The sequence below is a fragment of the Kitasatospora sp. NPDC006697 genome (assembly GCF_042869935.1).
Classification (GTDB): domain Bacteria; phylum Actinomycetota; class Actinomycetes; order Streptomycetales; family Streptomycetaceae; genus Kitasatospora.
This window is the reverse complement of sequence record NZ_JBIAGU010000016.1, coordinates 162,584-176,427: the sequence shown is the minus strand read 5'-3', so window position 1 is coordinate 176,427 and position 13,844 is coordinate 162,584. Positions and strand designations below refer to the sequence as shown.

Annotated in this window: 13 protein-coding genes and 1 tRNA gene; 10 read left to right on the top strand and 4 right to left on the bottom strand. The window is 71.3% G+C overall.

Translation table 11 applies throughout. The features are described 5' to 3' along the window. Positions 1–113 precede the first annotated feature (113 nt). Complete coding sequence (locus ACFYNO_RS22965; RefSeq protein ID WP_388015451.1) at positions 114–1,211, bottom strand: hypothetical protein; 1,098 nt, start codon at positions 1,209–1,211, stop codon at positions 114–116. A 603-nt stretch (positions 1,212–1,814) separates the two neighbouring features. On the opposite strand from ACFYNO_RS22965, the gene ACFYNO_RS22960 reads away from it, so the two are divergent. The 7 genes from ACFYNO_RS22960 to ACFYNO_RS22930 all read left to right on the top strand — a co-directional run bounded on the left by ACFYNO_RS22960 (position 1,815) and on the right by ACFYNO_RS22930 (position 7,624). After that, positions 1,815–2,567 carry a transglycosylase family protein gene (locus ACFYNO_RS22960; RefSeq protein WP_388015357.1) on the top strand — a complete coding sequence of 251 codons (753 nt, stop codon included), beginning with the start codon at positions 1,815–1,817 and terminating at the stop codon, positions 2,565–2,567. 256 nt (positions 2,568–2,823) lie between these two features. After that, positions 2,824–3,216, top strand: a complete 393-nt coding sequence (locus tag ACFYNO_RS22955; RefSeq protein ID WP_388015354.1) for a transglycosylase family protein — start codon at positions 2,824–2,826, stop codon at positions 3,214–3,216. 102 nt (positions 3,217–3,318) lie between these two features. Next, the gene (locus tag ACFYNO_RS22950; RefSeq protein ID WP_388015351.1) at positions 3,319–4,071 is read left to right on the top strand and encodes an alpha-ketoglutarate-dependent dioxygenase AlkB; all 753 of its coding nucleotides are present in this window, start codon (positions 3,319–3,321) and stop codon (positions 4,069–4,071) included. Positions 4,072–4,285: 214 nt separating this feature from the next. Then, positions 4,286–5,149, top strand: coding sequence for an acyl-CoA thioesterase II (gene tesB, locus ACFYNO_RS22945; RefSeq protein ID WP_388015348.1), 864 nt, complete (start codon positions 4,286–4,288; stop codon positions 5,147–5,149). 93 nt (positions 5,150–5,242) lie between these two features. Next, entirely contained in the window at positions 5,243–6,043 is an 801-nt protein-coding gene (locus tag ACFYNO_RS22940; protein ID WP_388015345.1) for a DUF1684 domain-containing protein, read from the top strand. Positions 6,044–6,143: 100 nt separating this feature from the next. Then, complete coding sequence (locus tag ACFYNO_RS22935) at positions 6,144–7,436, top strand: MFS transporter (protein WP_388015342.1); 1,293 nt, start codon at positions 6,144–6,146, stop codon at positions 7,434–7,436. 114 nt (positions 7,437–7,550) lie between these two features. Next, positions 7,551–7,624, top strand: a tRNA-Pro gene (locus ACFYNO_RS22930). A 15-nt stretch (positions 7,625–7,639) separates the two neighbouring features. Here the strand turns inward: ACFYNO_RS22930 and xerC are convergent. Next, entirely contained in the window at positions 7,640–8,467 is an 828-nt protein-coding gene (gene xerC, locus ACFYNO_RS22925) for a tyrosine recombinase XerC (RefSeq protein ID WP_388015339.1), read from the bottom strand. A gap of 833 nt (positions 8,468–9,300) precedes the next feature. Here xerC and ACFYNO_RS22920 point away from each other — a divergent pair. The 3 genes from ACFYNO_RS22920 (at position 9,301) to ACFYNO_RS22910 (ending at position 12,111) form a co-directional block, all read left to right on the top strand. Continuing rightward, a complete protein-coding gene (locus ACFYNO_RS22920; RefSeq protein ID WP_388015336.1) occupies positions 9,301–10,440 on the top strand; it encodes a Fic family protein in 1,140 nt (379 codons plus the stop codon). Between the two features lie 144 nt (positions 10,441–10,584). After that, positions 10,585–11,196: a DUF5753 domain-containing protein gene (locus ACFYNO_RS22915; RefSeq protein ID WP_388015333.1), complete on the top strand. Its 612-nt coding sequence runs from the start codon at positions 10,585–10,587 to the stop codon at positions 11,194–11,196. A 273-nt stretch (positions 11,197–11,469) separates the two neighbouring features. After that, positions 11,470–12,111 (top strand): restriction endonuclease, encoded by a 642-nt coding sequence (locus ACFYNO_RS22910; protein ID WP_388015330.1) that lies wholly within the window; start codon positions 11,470–11,472, stop codon positions 12,109–12,111. A 185-nt stretch (positions 12,112–12,296) separates the two neighbouring features. On the opposite strand, the gene ACFYNO_RS22905 is transcribed toward ACFYNO_RS22910, so the two are convergent. Both ACFYNO_RS22905 and ACFYNO_RS22900 read right to left on the bottom strand, forming a co-directional pair. Next, entirely contained in the window at positions 12,297–12,776 is a 480-nt protein-coding gene (locus tag ACFYNO_RS22905) for a restriction endonuclease (protein WP_388015327.1), read from the bottom strand. Positions 12,777–13,420: 644 nt separating this feature from the next. Continuing rightward, positions 13,421–13,711 carry a hypothetical protein gene (locus ACFYNO_RS22900; protein ID WP_388015324.1) on the bottom strand — a complete coding sequence of 97 codons (291 nt, stop codon included), beginning with the start codon at positions 13,709–13,711 and terminating at the stop codon, positions 13,421–13,423. Positions 13,712–13,844 lie beyond the last annotated feature (133 nt).

Here is a 13,844-nt window from a genome sequence, read left to right as displayed (position 1 = left end):
CGGAACCGGCGCGCGGCGGGGCTTGACGCTTCGTCGGCCGACGGCCCGGGGCGGGCCGGGTCGGCGACCCGGGGTGGTGACGCGGGTTGGTCAGCCGGGGTGGTGAGGCGGGATCAGGTGCCGGCCAGCGGGAGGGTGGCGGCGACCAGCAGGCCCCGGGCGGCGGCCCGGTCCAGCGCGGTGCGGAGCATGTCCTCGCGGGGCTGGCGGCCGATGGTGCCGGCCGGCGCGGCGTACATGATCACGGTGGACTGGCTGTTCGCCGCGTTCCGCCACGCCTCGGTGACCACCAGCGGGGAGTGCGCCTGCCACCAGGCGCTGGTGCCGGCCGAGGAGGGCTGCAGGATCGAGTGCAGCAGGCCCATCGCGAAGAGCACCGACCACCCCGGCAGCCGGCCGGGCACCTGGTTGACGTCGCTCACCGGCAGGAAGCCGTGGTCGGCGAGCAGCGGCAGGAACTCGTCCGTGCCGCTGGTGCTGCCCGGCCGCCCGACCGGGCCGGTCGGCTCCACCACCACGGCCGCGTGCCCCGTGTCGCCGCAGAGCACCAGCCCGCAGGTGACGCCGAGCACGGCGGGCTCGCCCGGCGCCGGGACCCGGGCCGGCGGGGTGGGCAGGGCCGGCGCGGGAGCCGGGGCCTGCGGCGCCGGGTAGCCGGCCGGGAGGCCGCCGGTGAGGCCGGGGGCGCTGAGCGGGGCGGTCAGGGGGTCGGCGAGGGGGCTCCCGAGGGGGCTGCCTAGGGGGGCGGTGTGGGGGGCCGTGTGGGCCGCGGCGAGGTGCGGCGCGTACGGGTCGGTGCGCAGCGGGTCGCGCAGCGGGTCGTGCGCGGGCGCGGCGGCGTGCGGGTGCGGCGCCGGCGCGCTGCCGTACGGACCGGCGAGCGGGTTGCCGTACGGATCGGCCGCCGGGAGCGCGGAGGCGGCCGGCGCCGCGCTTGTGCCCTGGGTCTGGCTGATGCTGCGGACCGCGCCGATCAGCTGTTCCTCGGAGACCGGGACCACCTGGGACGGGATGCACCGGGCGTGGGCGAAGGCCAGTACGGCCGTCTCCTCGCCCACGAACAGCACCGTGCTGGTGGGCTCGGCGAGGCTGTCGCCGGGTGTGCGGCAAGAGGTGCAGTCATAGGTATCGGGGGTGTGGACCCCGCCCAGCAGACGGTCGGCCTCGTCGTCGCCGATCTCGGCGCGGACCTCGTCGCTGACATCGAGCAAGCGCGGCAACAGGACTCCTTGGTGTGTTGGCTGGGCGGCACGGACGCCCGGGGCGGCGCGGGCGGGCCCGGCCAACCATTACCAACGGCGGGGTGTGGCCGGGGTCACGGGTTGGGTCGGGCGGTGTCGGATTTTGCCGCCGGTCCGACTGCGGATGGTGAAGGCCTGATCGCTGAATGTGGACGATGTGCTCGGGCTCACAGCTTTTCGGCCGTGACCGATGCCACGCCGGAAAGAGGTTTGACTGGAGCAAATGACATCAAAACGGACATTGGACCTTGGAAAGGCGTGATCGTTACCTTGGGTAACAATGGGCTGACCTGGACAGATCCTTAACGGATCATGAATTTGTTGATTCTGCACCGGACCGCCACCTACCTTCATCCCCGGTGCAACGAGCACCACCCGGGTTCACCCCCAGAGCGCCCTCACCGGGGCGCCCGCCGCACGGCCGCTCGAACAGGCCGTCCGGTGCGTGGCGGAGTGGCCGGGGCGGCACGGTACGTCGGACACGTACTCGGCCGTCCACAGGACGCGGCAGCGTGACGGGGCCCATCAGGGCCTGGTTCCGCACGCCCGCCCGGGGCTGTCGAGAGGGAATCCATGTCTTTCCGTAACGAGAACGCCGCTGCCACCACCGCCGACGCCCCGAAGAAGCGCAACTGGGCGCGCCTGGCTGTCCTGGGTGGCGCTGTCGCCGCCCTCCCGGTGGCGGGCCTCGTCACGGCCACCACGGCCTCCGCCGCGTCCGTCTCCACCTGGAACGCCGTCGCCCAGTGCGAGAGCACCGGCAACTGGTCGATCAACACCGGCAACGGCTTCTACGGCGGCCTGCAGTTCACCCCGTCCACCTGGGCGGCCTACGGCGGCACCCAGTACGCCGCGCAGGCCAACCAGGCCACCCAGGCGCAGCAGATCGCCGTCGCCGAGAAGGTGCTCGCCGACCAGGGCCCCGGCGCCTGGCCGGTCTGCTCCGTCAAGGCGGGCCTGAGCGCCGGCGGTGCCGTGGCCCAGGTCGACACCACCTCCAGCTCGAACAACAGCGCCCCGGCGCCGGCCGCCCCGGTCCAGAAGCCGGCCGCCCCCGTGCAGCAGCAGGCCCCGGCCCAGCCGGCCGCCCCGGTGCAGAAGCCGGCCGCCCCGGCCGCGCCGAAGTCCGACAACGGCCACCACAACGGCGGCCACAAGGGCAAGAGCAACACCAACGGTGGCAGCTACACCGTCAAGGGCGGTGACACCCTGAGCGCCATCGCCGCCGCTCACGGCACCAACTGGCAGGACCTGTACCAGAAGAACGCCTCCGTCATCGGCGGCAACCCGAACCTGATCATGCCGGGCCAGGTGCTCTCCTTCTGAGCCCGCTGAGGCCTGCGGTCCGGTCGGTGCTGTCCGGTCGGACCTGACGAACCGCCGCTCCCCTTGCCGGGGGCGGCGGTTCGTCGCGTTGGGCGGCAGTTCGTCGCGTTGGGGGGTGGGGCGGCGGTTCGTGGCGTTCGGGGTCGGCGGTCTGCGTCCGCGCGCCCCGGTGCGTGCGCCGTCGGCGCTGACCCTGATGGCGCAGGAGCGGCCGTCCCGGCTCGCCGGGCGGTGCGGGCGCCGCCACAGTCGGAGGATGCGATCTCGAATAGGTGCGGTGCTCTGCCTCTGCGGCTTCTGCCTGGGCGGTGCGGGGGTGGCGTTCGCGGCCTCGTCGCCCTCTCCTTCTCCCTCCGCCGCCCCTTCTCCCCGCCCCACCGCTTCCCCCTCGCCGGTGCCGGACAGCGTCTGGGACCAGGTCGCCGACTGCGAGAGCGACGGCGACTGGACCGCCAACACCGGCAACGGCTACTACGGCGGGCTGCAGATCTGGCCGCCGACCTGGCGTGAGGCGGGCGGACTCGGCTACGCCACCCGTCCCGACAAGGCGACGCGCCGGCAGCAGATCACCGTCGCCCGGGAGATCCTGCGGCAGCAGGGCTGGGAGGCCTGGGGCGGCTGCGCCCGTGACCTCGGGCTGCTGGACTGACGGGCGGGGGAGCGGGGCGGGGAGCCGCCGGGGTGAGAATGGGCGCGTGGCGGATGCATCGGAGTGCGGGACCCGGCGCGCGGGTGAGGGGAGCGCTGGCGGATGACCGGTGAGCTGTTCCCCGAGCTCTTCGCGCGCGAGCGCCGCGAGGTGGCGCCCGGCGCCGTGCTGGTCCCCGACTGGCTCTCCCCCGCGCAGCAGCGGGAGCTGGTCGAGGCCTGCCGCGCCTGGGCCCGGCCGCCCGCCGGACTGCGCCGGGTGCGACTGCCGGGCGGCGCCGAGATGTCGGTCCGCACGGTCTGCCTCGGCTGGCACTGGGCCGTCGTCCCCCGCTGCCCCACCTGCGGCGCCGCGCGCAAGGCGGCCGCCGACTGTCCCCGCCACTCCTTCCCCTACGCCTACCTGCGCACCGTCGCGGACGGCGACGGCGCACCGGTGAAGCCGTTCCCCGCCCTGCTCGGCACTCTCGCCCGGCGCGCCGTGGCCGAGGCCTACGGCGCCCGGGCCCCCGGGATCCCCGGCGCGGCCGACTACGCACCGGACGTCGCCTTGGTCAACCACTACGGCGAAGGCTCCCGGATGGGCATGCACCAGGACATCGACGAGGTGGCCGACGCCCCCGTCGTCTCGCTCTCGCTCGGCGACTCCTGCCTCTTCCGCCTCGGCAACCCGCAGACCCGCAACCGTCCCTACACCGACCTCGAACTGCGCAGCGGCGATCTGCTGGTCTTCGGCGGCCCCGCCCGCCGCGCCTTCCACGGCGTGCCGCGCACCCACCCCGGCACCGCCGACCCCGCCCTCGGCCTGACCGGCCGGCTCAACATCACGGTCCGCCGCACCGGCCTGCCGGGCTGACTGCCCGGGGTTGACTGCCCGGGGTGACTGCCCGGCCGACTCGTCGGCGTCCGCAGTGACGCGAGCGCCGGGTGGTACGGATGTCCATGGACGTCCGTGTAGGGGAGGCCGGGAATTCCCCGGCCGTCGCCGGACTTCTGGACTGACAGCAGCGGTGTCCGCGTCGGTGCGCCGGCCGGGCCTGCCGATGTGCACGCGCGGAGAGGGAGAGGCCATGGGAACGCCCGTCGACCAGTTGGTTGACCTGCTGGATCTGGAGCAGATCGAGCTGAACATCTTCCGCGGGCGCAGTCCCGAGGAGTCGCTGCAGCGGACCTTCGGCGGCCAGGTCGCCGGCCAGGCCCTGGTGGCCGCCGGCCGCACCGTCGCCGACCAGCGCCCGGTGCACTCGCTGCACGCCTACTTCCTGCGCCCGGGCGTCCCCGGCGTGCCGATCGTCTATCAGGTCGACCGGATCCGGGACGGCCGCTCCTTCACCACCCGCCGGGTGCTCGCCATCCAGCAGGGCCGCAGCATCTTCTCCCTGACGGCCGACTTCCACCGCCCCGAGCCCGGCGGGATCGAGCACCAGGACCCGATGCCCCAGGTCGCCCCGCCCGAGGACCTGCCCAGCGCGCTGGACGAGGTGGGCAACCGCCTCGGCGAGCTGCCGCCGTTCATCAGCCGCCGCCAGCCGTTCGACATCCGCTACGTCGAGCGGCTGCGCTGGACCAAGGAGGAGCTGGCCGGCGTCCAGGCCCGCAGCGGCGTCTGGCTGCGCACCAACGGCCCGCTGCCGGACGACCCGCTGATCCACGTCTGCGCCCTCACCTACGCCAGCGACATGACCCTGCTGGACTCGGTCCGCGCCCCCGTGGAGCCGCTCTGGGGCCAGCGCAACTTCGACATGGCCTCACTGGACCACGCGATGTGGTTCCACCGCCCGTTCCGCGCCGACGACTGGCTGCTCTACCAGCAGGAGTCGCCGATCGCGCACGGCGCCCGCGGCCTGGCCCGCGGCGAGATCTTCGACCGCAGCGGGCAGTTGGTGGTCTCGGTGGTGCAGGAGGGCCTGTTCCGCCCGCTCGCCGACCTCTGAGCCCGGTCCCGCCCTATCCCGCCCTGTCCCGTTCCCTCCCTGCTCCTTCCCGTCCCCTCCCGTCCCGTCCCGTCTCGTCCAAGGAGTCGATCGATGACCACCGACGCCGATGAATGGCAGCGTTGGACCGAAGGCCGCACCGCTGCGGCGAGCGCCCCGCACGGGGTGCTCGCGCTGATCGGGACCCACTGGCTGGGCTCCGAGCCGGTCGCGCTCCCGGGCGTGCCGGGCGTCTGGTCGGCGGTGGCCGACCGGGTGCGAGTGGCGGCGGCCGCCGCGGACGGCCTGCGGGTGGACGGGAGCGGGGGCGGCGGGGACGGGAGTGGTGGGGTGGTGGACGGCGAGGCGCTGGTCCACCCCGACACCCACCCCGAGGCGGACACGCTGCGCCACGGCGACCTGCTGCTGGTCCCGATCGAGCGGGAGGGCGAACTGGCGCTGCGGGTCTTCGACCCGGCGGCCGAGGCCCGCACCCGGTTCTCCGGCATCGCGGCCTACCCGTACGCGCCGGAGTGGTCCGTCCCCGCCGTCTACACCCCGTACGAGGACGGGGACACCGCCGTGGAGGTCCCCAACGCCGACGGCCGCGACCGCCCGCTCACCCTCTCCGGCCGGATCGCCTTCGAACTGGCCGGCGAGCCCTACACCCTCACCGTCGGCCGGTCCGGCGACCGGCTGAGCGGCGTCTTCGCCGACGCGAGCAGTGGGACGGACACCTACCGGTTCCGCTTCATCACGCTGCCCGCGCCGGACGAGCAGGGCCGCACCGTGCTCGACCTCAACCGCGCCTACCTGCCGCCCTGCGCCTTCGCCGACCACTTCATCTGCCCGTTCCCGCCGCCCGGCAACCGGCTGCCGATCCCGGTCCGGGCCGGCGAGAAGTCGGTGCTCTGAGGCCGCCGGGTGACCGGAACCGGCTGCAAGCGGCTGCAACCGGCTGCAGCCGGCACCCCGGGGGAGCGCTGTTAACCCATCCGGGTGACGATAGGTCGCTGTGTCGACCAATCACCCAACGAATACCGCCGCCCCCGCACCTCCGCCCCCCGTTGATCCGCCGCGGCGCCGGGTCCTCGCCGACCTGACCCCGCTGCGGAGCAGCGCCGACTACCGGCGGATCTGGTTCGGCCAGTCCGTCTCCTCGATCGGCCAGCAGATGACGGCCGTCGCGGTGGCCGTCCAGGTCTACGCCCTGACGAAGTCCGCCTTCGCCACCGGCCTGGTCGGCCTCTTCTCGCTCTTCCCGCTGGTCGGCTTCGGCCTCTACGGCGGAGCCGTCGCCGACCGGGTCGACCGGCGCCGGCTGGGCCTGATCGGCTCGGCCGGCCTGGCCGCCGCCTCCGCGCTGCTGGCCCTCCAGGCCCTGCTCGGCCTGCACCAGGTCGGCATCCTCTACGCCGCGGTGGCGCTGCAGGGCGGCTTCTTCGCCCTCTCCAGCCCCGCCCGGTCCTCGATGATCCCGCGCCTGCTCCCGCCCGATCAGCTGCCCGCCGCCAACGCGCTCAACACCATGAGCCTCAACCTCGGCATGACCGTCGGCCCGATGCTCGGCGGCCTGCTGATCGGCGCCTACGGCGCGCAGTCCGCCTACCTGATCGACACCGCCGCCTTCGCCGCCGTGCTCTACGCGATGTGGCGCCTGCCCTCGATGCGCCCGCTGGGCACCCCCGGCACCCGGGCCACGGTGCTCGACGGGCTCCGCTTCCTGCGCGAGCAACCCAACCTGCGCACCAGCTTCCTGGCCGACCTGGCCGCGATGATCTTCGGCCTGCCCCGCTCGCTCTTCCCCGCCCTGGCGGCTACCAAGTACGGCGGCCACGCCGGCACCGTCGGCCTGCTGGTCGCCGCCCCCGCCATCGGCGCGCTGGCCGGCGCCCTCTTCTCCGGCTGGGCCGGCCGGATCCACCGCCACGGCCTGGCGATCCTCGCCTCCGTCGCCTCCTGGGGCCTCTCCATCGCCGCCTTCGGCCTCACCCTCGGCCACCTCTGGCTCGGCCTGCTCCTGCTCGCCGTGGCCGGCTGCTCGGACACCGTCAGCATGGTCTTCCGCAACACCATGCTCCAGGTCGCCGCCCCGGACGAGATGCGCGGCCGCCTCCAGGGCATCTTCATCGTGGTGGTCGCGGGCGGCCCCCGCCTCGGCGACTTCGAGTCCGGCACCGTGGCCGCCCTCACCAACCCCACCCTCTCGGTGATCACCGGCGGCCTCGCCTGCGTCGCCTGCATCCTCCTCCTCGCCGCCCGCCGCCCCGCCTTCCTCCGCTACGACTCCCGCCACCCCACCCCCTGACCAGCCCGCATACCTTGCAGCGAGCACCCCCCGGCGTGCTGTATTGTTTTCCACGTCGCCGAGAGATCGGCAACAGGTCGCAGGGCCGGTCCGACAGGGCGGGCAGTGAGACCACGGGACGTGGCGCAGCTTGGTAGCGCACTTGACTGGGGGTCAAGGGGTCGCAGGTTCAAATCCTGTCGTCCCGACTGTAAAGTCGCAGGTCAGAGGCGGTTTGCTCGCATAGGAGCAGGCCGCCTCTGGCAGTTTTCGGACATCGCATAACGGGACATTCGCCCCACGCTTGATGAAGTGCAACCCCCGATTCGGGCAGTTATCTCGCCGCTATCCTTCGATTTAAAGGCAGGCGGCGGGGGTATCGATGGAATCGCAGACTTGGGGGGCCCGTAGCGCACTTGACCAGGTTTCACCGGGGTCAAGTGCGCAACTTGCCCTAGAAAGCTAAGGGCTGGCGGATCGTCAGATGGTTTCTGGTCCCAGAAGGCAACGGTGGTCCGGTTTTCCCATCGCAATCTGGTTGCTCTCTGCTGCCAGCGCCTAGGGATCTGGCCCGTGCCGCGGAGCTGTTCGAGGAGGTAGCGGGTGAGGGTCTCGCCCGCTCCGATGATGGCGCGCAGGTCCGGGTGGAGGTAACGCTGAGTGGTGGCGAATTCTTTGTGGCCGGCGATCTCCTGGAGGACGTGCGGGGCGAAGCCTGCGTCCGCCATCCAGGTCAAGCCCGTGTGGCGCAGGTCGTGCCGCCGCAGGTGCTCGTAGCCGAGGGTGCGGGTGACGTCGTTCCAGTGGGTGGCGTCGCGCAGGACGGCGGTGCTGATGCGGCCGCCGCGGGGGCCGGTGTAGAGGCGGGCATCGGGGTCGCCGCGGGCGGCCTGGAGCCGACGGGTGATCAGCGGGCGTAGCGGTTCGATGATGGGGATGAATCGTGCCGTGCCGCCTTTGGTGTGCTTGTCGACGAGGCCGCCCGGGGCTGGGGTGGTCTGCCGGCGGCAGGTCAGGATCCAGTTGGCAGCGTTGACGTCGCGGGCCCGCACTCCGGAGACTTCGCCGATGCGGGTGGCAGTGCAGGCGCAGTGGATGACGACGTCGCCCCAGCCTCGGTAGTGGTTGTAGGAGGCTTCGACGAGGGCATCGGCGAGTTCGACGAGTGCGTCCCAGTCGCGCAGGGCCAGGGCACGGGGGTCCAGCAGTTCGTCTTCGGCTTGCTGGAATTCGTGCTGCCAGCCGGTGATGCGGGCCGGGGGGGCGGTCTATGAGGCCGTCGGCGACGGCCTGTTGGAGGATGCGGGTGAGCATCGCGAGGGTGTTCTTGATGGTGGATCGGCTGCAGCCCTCGGCGATCCAGCCGAAGACGGCGTCGAGGATAACGCCTGCGGTGATCAGGGTGATGGGCAAGTGGCCGAGGCCCGGTTCCAGGCGCAGTCGCCAGCCGGCCAGGTACGGGGCGTACGTGGTGCTCTCAAGCCCGGTCAGGATGGCGGGCAGGCGCCGCTCGACGTACTCGGTCAGCGGCATCGATCCCAGGGATGGAAGCACGGGGCTGCCGGTCGCATCGGCCACGATGGTCAGCCACTGGGTTACGAGTGTCGGGTCTAGCCCGTTGCGGACGGCGTCGGCGAGGAACGCGGCCCAGGCCTGTGTCTGGGCAGTTGCGACTCCTGCGGCCGACGGTTGGGAGTGCGTGGCCGCGGCGGGGCGCGATCCACTCAGGCTGTGGACGGTCGGCGCTGCCGCCGACCCAGCAGCTGTGTTCTGCTCCACGAGGAATTCCAGCGAGGCGGACCGCCGTAGAGGTGAATGAGTAGCCATATCCCAGGATTACGCCGCCCAGCTTGACTGAATGACACCGTCATGGTGTCATCGCATCATGCTTTACGATGTGCCGACGCTGCACGACATCGACCAGGCCGTTCTCGCCGAGATCGAGGGGATGCGGGAGCGGCTGCGACTGCACCTGCGTACTCCTCGGCGGTGGGAGGGACAGCTGCGCCGGAATCTGACGGCGCGGGCTATCGCCGGGTCGAACACGATCGAGGGCTATGCGGCGAGCGTGTCGGACGTCGAGGACATCATGGTCGGCGAGGCGCCGATCGAAGCGTCCGAGACCGTCACGTCCGAGATCGAGGGCTACCGGCAGGCGATGACGTACATCCAGCGCCTCGCCGAGGCCGGCGACGACTTCGCCTACAGCAAGGGCCTGCTCAACTCATTGCACTTCATGATGCAGGGGCACCACCTGCTCAAGCGGCCCGGCTGGTGGCGCTCGGGGCCGGTGTACGTGACCTCCGCCGAGGATCCGACGATCGCCGCCTACACAGCGCCGGACGTGGAGCAGGTTCCGGGGCTGACCGGTGAGCTGGTGGAGTGGCTGAACGCGGGCGACCTGGAGGCGCCCGGCCTGGTGCGGGCCTCGATGGCGCACCTGAACCTGGTGGCGATCCACCCATGGTCGGACGGGAACGGCCGGATGTCCCGTGCTCTGCACACCTTGGTGCTGGCCCGTGAAGGCATCGTGGCGCCGGAGTTCTCCAGCATCGAGGAGTGGCTGGGCCGGGCCCGCAACACCTACCGCTACTACGACGTCCTGGCCGAGGTCGGCGGCCCGGTCTGGACTCCGGAACGTGACACGCTGCCGTGGGTGCGGTTCTGCCTGCGCGCGCACCACCAGCAGGCCCAGACCGTCGAGCGTCAGGTGAACACCACCCGCGAGGTCTGGAGCGCCCTCGACGAAGCCGTCGAGCAGCGCAGCTGGCCCGATCGCATGCTCTACGCCCTCTATCCGGCCGCCATGGGCAACCGGGTCCGCCGCGCCACCTACCAGGCCGACGCCGAGTTGAGCGAGCAGCAGGCCCAGCGCGACATCCGCGAACTCGTCCGCGCCGGCTGGCTCACAGCCAAGGGCGAGGCTCAGGGCCGCTACTACACCGCCGGCCCCGACCTGCCCGAGGGGATCACCCGCGGAGTCCGCGAACCGCGACCGCTGCGCGACCCGTACGCGTCAAGCTGACGCGATCTGTAGGGGTGGCTCCGACTGGGATGAAGTGTCACTGACAGCGCGTCACGCCGGTGGGCGACTCCGAAGAGGCCGCACCGGTTGCGGGGGCGACCAACTCCGGGACAGGCAGCGCCGGCTACTGGAAGAATCTCGCCAATGGCGACAGCACCGGGCGAGGCCGAAAGCAACTGGGACGGCCTGCTCCAGCAGGGAACCGGCCCCGTACAGCAGTCCTTCCTGGACCTTGTCAGAGCGACCCGGCACTACGCGGGCTACTCGCCGGACATCGTCTGGGGCAATCTCCAGACACCCCAGTACGCCGAAGCCATGCTGCGCCTGGTCGTCGACTTCCACGACATCCCTGACGACGTCCAGGCCGGCGTTGCGGCCCGGACCGCCCGCGCTCAGTTCATCGGGCAGGAGGGCCGCACCTACCACGTCCTGCTCGGGCACCAGGCCCTGCTGACGAACATCGGCGGCCCCGAGGTGATGCGCGCTCAGCTGCGCAGGCTGGCCGAGGCGCTCTCCCTGCCCGGTCTCCGACTCGGGATCATTCCGGCCAGGGCCCGGCTGCAGGTCTACCCGGGTGACGGGTTCGCCATCTTCGACGACCGCAGGGTGGAGGTGGAGGGCTTCCGGGGCGGCGAGACCATCACCGATCCCGACCGCCTCGCGCTCTTCCGCAAGGCCTTCGACCGGCTCCAGTTGTCCGCGGTCTACGACGAGGCCGCGCGCGACCTCATCGAGGCCGCGCTCAGAGGGACCTGAGGGCCGCAGCACAGGGGAGTGCCGAGGAAGACGACGCCCCCTGCGACGCGAGCGAGAGCAACACGACTGCGGAGCCGCGTTCAGGACGCAGCCCTCAGGAACCGGAGAGCACAATGCCGCCACCGGGCGACGGCACCACGGATGCGGACAGCGACCGGATCGGAGTCGCACTGCCCGTCGCCGTACTCGCCGCGGCCGCAGCCGTGTGGCAGGGGGGCGGTCTGGGCCTGGGCGAACCCGCTTGCTGCCGCAGTCGTCTTGGCCAGCGCCGCTGTGCTGATCGTCGCCGTGCGCTGGGTCCTCGTCCGCACGGGCCTCGACCGACCGCTGCGCCGCTTCCTCTCCCCGCTGTGGGCCCTGGTTCGCACCGGCATCACTGGTCGTGTCGCGCTCGCCAGTACCTCCGCCACCGACGCGGCCACCGAACGGCTCTCCCAGTGGGCGAACCGACCGCTGCATCCTGCGCCGCAGCGCGAGCCGGCCGCGTCGTACGCGTTTCGGCCCGCCGGTCACACCCTCGAGGCGTTCGACGGATCGTCACCTGAGCGGTTCGAGGACATGTGCCGCGAGCTTCTCGAGCGGGACGGGTTCACCGACGCGGTGCGCGTAGGCGGTGCCGGCGACCTCGGGGCGGATGTGCTGGCCCGCGACACGCTCGGGCGACGGGTCGTGGTGCAGTGCAAGAGGTACGCGAAGCCGATCGGCTCCCGCGAGATGCAGACCTTCAACGGCACTGCCCGGCCGGAGCACAGGGCCGCCGTCCCGGTCATGGTCCGACTGAACGGCTTCACCGCACCGGCCATCGACTTCGCGCAGAAGCACCGGCTCCACCTGGTCGACCGCGAACGCCTTGCCCGTTGGAGCGCCGGCCACCACCTGTACGACGTCCTGGGTATCGACTGCACCGGGAGCTGACCGCGTCGGCATCCTAGGCTCACGGTTCCGTCCCAGGCCGCATGTGAACCGAGCTGTGCAGCGGACGCGTGCCGCCACGCTGGATGTGGCCACTTTCAAGGGCGTTGCCGCCGCGGCCGCCCGCGAGTCGCGGGAAGGCGACGGCAGCCGCAAGCCGCCCCCGGCGAGCTGCTGCAACGATGTTGCTAGGTGCGACGCTTGGGGGGAACCGGGCCGGGGATGACGTCGAGGTTCAGGTGCTCCTTGAAGAGGTGGACCAGGTTGGCGCCGTCGAGGAGTTCGAGTCGGCCGTGGTCATTGGCGAACGCTTGGCTGGCCCGGCCGAACCAGGAGGTGGTGACCAGGATGCCCTTCGCCGCCCGCTTGTGTTCGACAACGCCGGCTAGGGCCGAGACGGTCTCGAAGGGCACCACGTTGCGGCTGCGCTTGGCCTGGATGACGCACAGGCCCTTCATGGCCGGGTCGGTGTTCATCACGATGGCGTCCACCCCCTCGTCCTTGGACGGCTGGGTGTTCCACCCTTCCATGCCGATGGCCTCGAAGAGCTGGCGGACCAGGTGCTCGAACTCCAGGGGCGAGAGGTCGATGAGAACCGGGCGGCTGTCGAGGCCGGCGACCACGTCCATGCTGTCCATCAGCTTGAATTTCGACAGGTCGAACGTCACCAGCGGACCCAAGCCGAGACCTCAAGGTCTCGGCTGCCGACAATAGTTGAACCCCTTGACTGGGGGTCAAGGGGTCGCAGGTTCAAATCCTGTCGTCCCGACTGGAGTTCGCTCCATTGTCGCAGGTCAGAGGCCGTTTTCTCGTTCGCGAGGAAGCGGCCTTCGGCGTGCTCCGGGGCCTGCCTCTCACATTTGTCTCACGGTCTCCATGGTTCGGCTGCGGGCTGGGGACTGCTTGGCACCGTGATTCGGTGATTATCTGCGCACTATCTCCTGTATGTCAGATTTGCCGATCACTGCAACGGGTTGGATGGTTGCTTGCCGTGATCGGCGATTCTGGCAAGAGGGTTCGCACTTGACGCATCTGCCATCGATCAAGTGCGCGCCCGCAGGTTCCAGTAGCCCCAAGGGGCAGGCTGGGCAACGATGAGGCAGTCGTGCTGCCTTCGTTGAGGGGCAGTGCTCCTGGCGTGGCGTCAGGTGCCTGTGGTGGCACGATCAAGAGTGCACGATCAACTATGCCGAACGGGTACTCGACCGGGAGATGTTCGGGCCGTAGCAGTGCGCCACGAGACATTCCACGCCCACCGTCGGCCCCAGCTCCGCATGCTGGGCTGGGAGCCGACGGTGGCGGGAGGTTGGGTTCACTCGGGTCCGGGTGGCCAGGTGAAGCCGAGAGCCTCTGCGGCCTCGCGGCTGCCGCCGGCGAGGCACGCGTAGGTGGTGGGGCGTGCCGCAGCGAGCTGTCTGAGGACCGCGTTCGCTTGTTCCTCCGGTGGGGTCCCGTTGTCCGGGATGCTCCAGATGAACTGCACCCAGGGGCTGCTGCCGGAGCCGAAGCTTGGTCGCTCCGGATAGATGAAGCCCAGTTCGACCTGGTTGCGTTGCGCGTAGTGCGTGCCGATCCAGCCCTGTTGGCAGCTCCACTGGGCCAACAGGTCCAGGTTGCTCGCGCAGTTGTTCGCTGATCAGTCGGGCGAGCGTGCGGGCCGGCCATTCCCAGCTGTGGTCGTTCTCGGCGCGGGTGATCTCCGCCTCGTAGTGGGCGGCGTTGAAGCGGAGGTCGAG